Source organism: Parabacteroides sp. AF48-14 (assembly GCF_003477465.1).
GTDB lineage: Bacteria > Bacteroidota > Bacteroidia > Bacteroidales > Tannerellaceae > Parabacteroides > Parabacteroides acidifaciens.
On record NZ_QUDI01000043.1, the window covers coordinates 39,343 to 45,695 of the forward strand.

Below are 6,353 nucleotides of genomic sequence, written 5' to 3' on the forward strand. Positions count from 1 at the left end.
GTTTAAAATGTTTCAATTTCAATTTAATATTATAGAATCTCTGATCTTTGTTTAAAACGCAGCAAAGATAGGGATTATCTGTTTAATTATGAGCCTATTTTAATTATTTCTTTTGGCCGCATTCTCCAAAGCGATCCTGAAAGCCTCTTCATAATAGACGATAAATTTGCTCCATTCCGCTTTTGCCGCCAGGTCGAAACTGCGTTTCCGTATCTCGACCGTTTCTTTTTTATTCTTGCTGACGAGAGTCAGGATGGAGGATGTGATAGCGTCTGCTACTTCGAAATAATTAAAGTCGTCACGGTTCACGACTGCAACACCTTCGCTGATGTCGTTGCCTGTCACGTGTCTCTTAGCCCAGAGTCCGAATCCGGCCAGATCGGTCGTGATGGTCGGGATTCCGAAAGCGATACTTTCCAACGGAGTGTATCCCCACGGTTCGTAATACGAAGGATAGACCGTTGCGTCCATACCGACCAACAGGTCGTAGTACGGTTTGTTGAGGATGCCGTCGCGTCCGTCCAGGTAACAGGGTACGAAAATGATTTTCAGTTTGTCGGTTGCCGAATTGGTGAATCCGGAATGCGAGATATAGTTCAGTACCTTGTCTTGCTCCATCAGGTTCAGCCAATGTGTGACGAACGGCATCTGCATGGGGGAGGTGGTACGGATATTTTTGTCGATCACTTCTTTCAGGTCTGCACGGGCATCGCGCACCCAGGCGGGTACCATGATGAAGGCTACCACTTCGCGTTGCAACTTGCCGGAAGTACGTACCCGGTTCATTGCTTCGATAAAGACGTCGATACCTTTATTGCGATATTCGTAGCGGCCGCTTGTAGAGACAAGGAATGCATCCGGTGAAATGGGGCATCCTAATAACTTTTCCGCTACATTCAGCAGGGCATGGCGCGCTTCGGCACGTTTCTTTTCATATTCCTTTTTTTCCGGTACGAAATCCGGCTCGAAACCGTTCGGGGTCACGATGTCCGGCGCTTTGTCCAGCAATTGTTTACACTCGCGGGCCGTGATGTCGCTCACTGTTGTGAAGCAGTCCACATAATGGGCGGCCTGTTTTTCCAGCGAATGCTTGGCTTCCATATTCAGTTCTTTCGCCATCTGGTCGCCGTTATAGCCGTCCATATAGGCGTACAATGCTTTGTTATTGCCCGCTATGGAACGTCCGATGGAAGTGGCATGTGTCGTAAAGAGCGTCGCTATTGCCGGAATTTGTTTCTGGATGTAAAGAGCACCCATTCCCAGCATCCATTCGTTGAACAGGGCTGCGACCTTTTTATCTTCCAACTTATAGAAATGGTAGAAGCTTTCAATTACTTTACCTACGGAGTAGGCGAAGATACAAGACTCGTCGTAATCGCCGTATGCGTGGATAGAGTCTACGCGGAAATTTTCCCACATAGAATAGAAGAAGGCATCCCTTTCCTTGAAGAATGGTTTGAAATCAACTAATATTACGGGTGGTGTTCCCGGAACATTCCATCGGCCTACTTTTACTTTCAGGTTGCCCGTGGTCTTTGCATAAGCCCTCCACTCAGCGAACAGAATATCATCTTCGATAAAGTCGGGGGCGTTTGTGTTAGCCCACACATCTGGTCCAATAAAGATTAATTTATCTTTAAAAGATTGTTGTAACGTATGCGCTTTTGTTGAAAGGACGGTATAGATACCTCCGACTTTGTTACACACTTCCCAACTGCTTTCAAAAAGATATTCTGGCGTTGTTGTTATATTATCCATAAACGATTTTGTTTATAATCAGATATTTTGCGGGGGCAAAGATACGAATTTTTGTCTTTTTTTCAACTATAGAGCTTGTTTAATAAATGAAATATGTAGATTTGTGGGTATTTTAATATAAACGACTATGGCTAAAAGAAGAATTTTAAAGAAAGACATCAGCTATGTGGCTGGCGATTTGTTTTCAGAAGCATTGGTTTGTAAATTGTATATCCCAGGCGTGGATTCGGATAAGGCAGACGCAGTGATGTCGAGAATACTCGATATGCAGGATGAATATATTCGTCGTGCCAACCGTCCGGATGGAAAGGATAACAAAGCGCGTGTGAAAGAGTATTATAATAAATTGCTCGCTGATCTGCAAGCAGAAGTAAACGCTATCGCTACAGAAATAGGTGAGCTGAGCAAATAAGAGCAAATTAACGCAAATAATGAAGAAAGCGATTAGTAAGGCGCTTCTTCGCCTGGCGGGTTGGAAACTCGGACCTGTGGTCGAAGATGTGCCTAAATGCGTGATATGTGTAGCGCCGCATACCAGTAACTGGGATTTTTTAGTCGGAAAACTGTTTTACACCTCGATCGGGCGTAATGCTCGTTTCTTGATTAAAAAAGAATGGTTCTTTTTCCCGTTCAATTTGTTGTTTAACTGGCTGGGGGGTGTGCCTGTCGACCGTCATAAACGGACGTCGGTGACGGACCAGATGGTTGAACTTTTCAACAGCAGGGAAGAGTTTCAACTGGCCATTACTCCGGAAGGAACCCGTAAGCGGGCGGAAGAGTGGAAAAAAGGGTTCTATTTTATCGCGCAGAAAGCCAATGTTCCTATCCTGGTGGCCTATTTGGATTATAAAAAGAAAGAGGCCGGTTTTAAAGGGATATTCTATCCGACGGGTGACGTGGAGAAAGATCTCTATGAAATCCGTAAGAACTACAGAGGGGTGACGGCTTGTCATCCTGAAAACTTTGTTCAAATTTAATATTATGGCAGACAATTTGCGAATCAGTATGGTCCAGTCCCATATTATCTGGGAGGACAGAGATGAAAACCTGGGTTATTATGGAGAATTGCTCCGGCGTGTCAGTGGAAAGACCGACATCGCTATTTTGCCGGAGACATTCACAACCGGTTTCTCTATGGAAGTTGAAAAACTGGCCGACACGATGGACGGCCCGACTATCCCCACTATTAAAGGGTGGGCGAAGAAGTATAAACTGGCTGTGGCCGGTAGTTTTATTGCAAAAGAGGATGGTAAATATTTTAACCGTGCTTTTTTCATCACTCCTGAAGGAGAAACGTATTTGTATGATAAACGTCATTTGTTCCGGATGGCCGGTGAAGACCGGCATTTCACGGCTGGAGACACACGGACGATCGTACGGTATAAGGACTGGAATATCTGTTTGCAAGTTTGCTATGACCTGCGTTTCCCGGTGTGGAGCAGGAATGTGAACAACGAATATGACCTGTTGATTTATGTCGCCAACTGGCCGGAAGCCCGCAAAAAGGTTTGGAAAACGCTTCTTCAGGCACGTGCAATGGAGAATATGGCATATGTCTGTGGCGTAAACCGGGTAGGCATTGACGGGAAAGGTTTTGTCTATCGCGGCGACTCGATGGTATTCTCCCCGAAAGGAAGAAGATGGCCGATGCCGGCAAACGCGAAGAGGTAACTCGGACCTGTACGCTGACCCGTACCGAACTGGATGATCTGCGAGCCAAGTTTCCGGCTTGGAAAGATGCAGATACCTTTTCTATACAATAAAACTTATTGTTGATGATCTATCAAAGGGAGGCAGACGGTAAACCGGCTGCCTTTTCTTTCTTCCGATTGCAACGTGATATGGCCTTTTAAGCGTTTGACAATCACTTGGCAAATCGATAATCCCAACCCTGTCCCCTGGGCGAACTCGTCCAGTTTGTTGAAACGCTCGAATATGGCTTTCTGCTTTTCTTTAGGGATACCGATACCCGTATCTTCTATCGTAATATATACGGACGAATCTGCTTCACTGTATTTATAGCCCAGTTTAATATATCCCTTTTGGGTAAACTTGACCGCATTGTTAATGAGGTTTGTGATGACTTGTGTCAGGCGGTGCCGGTCTGTCTCTATAAATATAGGGGTTTCGGGTGTTTCCTGTATCAATTTGACCTCGGCAGGAAGCAATAACTGGTGCGTCTGATAAATGTCGTTTATCAAGGTTGTCAGATTTTGCCGGGTGAAGGTGAATTCCATACGGCCGGATTCGATGCGTGATAAATCAAGGATATCATTGATCAGTTTCAAAAGTAAATCGCAATTGTTGTTAATCAGCCTGACAAATTCAACCTTTTCTTCTATCTCCAACTCAACTTCATTGCTGGCGATGATATTGGAAAAGCCAACGATGGCATTTAGAGGAGTTCGTATCTCGTGACTCATATTGGCCAGGAATGTAGACTTCATCTTATCGGATTCTTCCGCTTTTTGCCGGGCTTCTATGAGCTCCTGTTCTGCCTTCTTTTTTTGTTGAATATTCAGGCAGAGGCCATTGAAGGCATCATCTTCTTTATTATATGTATAGCGGAACTCCCACCATTGGTATCCCTTTCCGTCGAAATTACAACGTATCTGGGATATGTTTTCCATGATTTCTCCGGAATAAGCTCTCTGTATATCCTTTTTAAAGACTTGGATATCACCGGGATGCAAATGGTCTAGGTATTCGTTTATCAGAATCGGTTTTTGTTCAAGTCCGGCATTCGTATAAAACTCGTTGTCAAAATAGAAAGTGTAGTCCTTGAGCTGATAGGCAAAAACTTTTCCTCCGCTCAAGGCGAGAGACAGGAATCGTTCGCTTTTCCTCAGGCTTTTCTGTGTTTCCTTCTTGGTCCTGTTTTCTTTCCGGTAGAGACGTAAAAGGGACAGGATTACCGTCGTGACAATGAGTAACAGAAGGATGCCGAGCGTTATGAACAGTGTTTTATATCGCTCTGTCAGCGGCATATTGATAATCTGGTAGGAAGCTGGAATGTTTTTTCTGCTGATATGCCACCGTTGCATTTCTATCCAGTCCAGTACGAATTGTTTGGGAGATTGGGTGATTGGAGTTTCGGATATGGCTTTGCCTCTTAACAGCTCGATAGCCCTGTCTACAGATATCTTTATTTCATCTTCCGTAGAGGTCAGGTATCCGCCTGTCAATCCTTCTCCGACTCCGAATCCTTCGTTTATAACGGTAAAGGTGGGGCTACTGGCAAACAGGCCGAGGCGTTTGGATGTGAAATCACGTTTGCTCTGTACGAAGACCGAGTGCCGGTGCAAGCCGGATAAGACCCACAATAAATTATTGGAACTGGTTTCCCTTGAATTGATAAAATTGAAAATTGTATGTGCTGGCTTTGCCGGCAGTATGCTGTTGTTTGTGAATAGTTGGTTATTATGTTGGATGGTATCTCTTAGCACGTGAAAAAAACCGTTTTCATTTATGACGTTGAGAGAAGGGGCATATTCTTTCATGCGTAAGGGGTCTATCTCACTGATAAATAGCTCCATGGTTTGCCGACCCAAATAGGTGTTGTCCAGCCAAAAATGGATTCTCATGGGGCCGAACAACTTTTCTATCTGTTCGACGGTTTTCATGAATTCCGGCTTGTCCCAGAATCCGGTAACGTTAGGATATTGTTTGAGCAGTTTCCAGTTCGGATAGTTGACTCCCGCGAATACGACCGGTGTCTGCTTTACCAAAGGATGTTCGCAAGCCATCAGGGAATAAGTGGCCTGGTCGTCATACACCAGGATAATCTCCGGTTTCCAGTTGGCAGTGGTGTCCAGAAAGTTATACATCCGGTTAAGCTCGTCTTTTTCCCGATAACTGTCGCAGTCCAAATAGAAAGTCCGGATATCGGCGTGGATTTTTTGCCGGTGGAACTGTTGTTGTATCTTTTCTCCGTTATGTTTATAGCCGGCATATTCCGCTTCATATGAGTGAATAACTAATATCCTCCTCTTTTCATAGGAATCGTTGCAGGATGTACCTGTCAGGATTGATAGAATACAAATCAGAAAATAAATATGTAGTGTCTGATTTTTTTGCATAAATTTTAAAATTCTACCCTAATAGATCATTTAAGATTTAATGTTGTTTTTTTATTTTTCGGCAAAGGTAGGTGATTATTGTTTGAAAATCAAAGTTTATGTGGCGTTTTTTGTGAACTGTAATTATTAGTTCCCGAATAAAATATAAATATTACAATAACCCCCTGTTTCGGCCGTTTTTCTATTTCGTCTGAAATCTTGATCGATTTTGGATTGACTCTTTTTACGGTTTAAGCTCCCCTTTCTGACAATAGGAAAAACGAGGTGCGCAGTCCGTTCTGAAAAGCATTCTTTTTGATTGTTGGAAGGCAGAAACGCCGACAATGTGATAAACCTTAACTCCCGGAGAATCGAATATTTGAAAATAAAACGGACGGCGTCCCAAATATCCCAAGGAAATTCAGGGTGTTTTTTGCCCTAAAGACGGTCCTCTTTCCAATTACGACCGTCCAAATCGCCATTACGACCGTGCTAATCTTCGCGAGGTGCCGAGTGCACTACACATTAGCACGGTCG

At 44.0% G+C, this 6,353-nt stretch carries 4 protein-coding genes and 1 pseudogene; 3 read left to right on the forward strand and 2 right to left on the reverse strand.

Annotated features, from left to right (window positions below):
* Nucleotides 1-99: 99 nt before the first annotated feature.
* Nucleotides 100-1,758, reverse strand: coding sequence for a glycosyltransferase (locus DW083_RS17640; RefSeq protein WP_122333294.1), 1,659 nt, complete (start codon nucleotides 1,756-1,758; stop codon nucleotides 100-102).
* 127 nt (nucleotides 1,759-1,885) lie between these two features.
* Between DW083_RS17640 and DW083_RS17645 the strand changes: the two genes are divergently transcribed.
* The 3 genes and pseudogenes from DW083_RS17645 to DW083_RS17655 all read left to right on the forward strand — a co-directional run bounded on the left by DW083_RS17645 (nucleotide 1,886) and on the right by DW083_RS17655 (nucleotide 3,521).
* Nucleotides 1,886-2,170 carry a hypothetical protein gene (locus DW083_RS17645; protein WP_115499838.1) on the forward strand — a complete coding sequence of 95 codons (285 nt, stop codon included), beginning with the start codon at nucleotides 1,886-1,888 and terminating at the stop codon, nucleotides 2,168-2,170.
* 19 nt (nucleotides 2,171-2,189) lie between these two features.
* Nucleotides 2,190-2,735, forward strand: coding sequence for a 1-acyl-sn-glycerol-3-phosphate acyltransferase (locus DW083_RS17650; RefSeq protein ID WP_115499837.1), 546 nt, complete (start codon nucleotides 2,190-2,192; stop codon nucleotides 2,733-2,735).
* Nucleotides 2,736-2,739: 4 nt separating this feature from the next.
* Nucleotides 2,740-3,521: pseudogene (locus tag DW083_RS17655) on the forward strand (amidohydrolase).
* 3 nt (nucleotides 3,522-3,524) lie between these two features.
* Here DW083_RS17655 and DW083_RS17660 read toward each other — a convergent pair.
* Nucleotides 3,525-5,837 carry a HAMP domain-containing sensor histidine kinase gene (locus DW083_RS17660; RefSeq protein WP_122333295.1) on the reverse strand — a complete coding sequence of 771 codons (2,313 nt, stop codon included), beginning with the start codon at nucleotides 5,835-5,837 and terminating at the stop codon, nucleotides 3,525-3,527.
* Nucleotides 5,838-6,353: the final 516 nt, after the last annotated feature.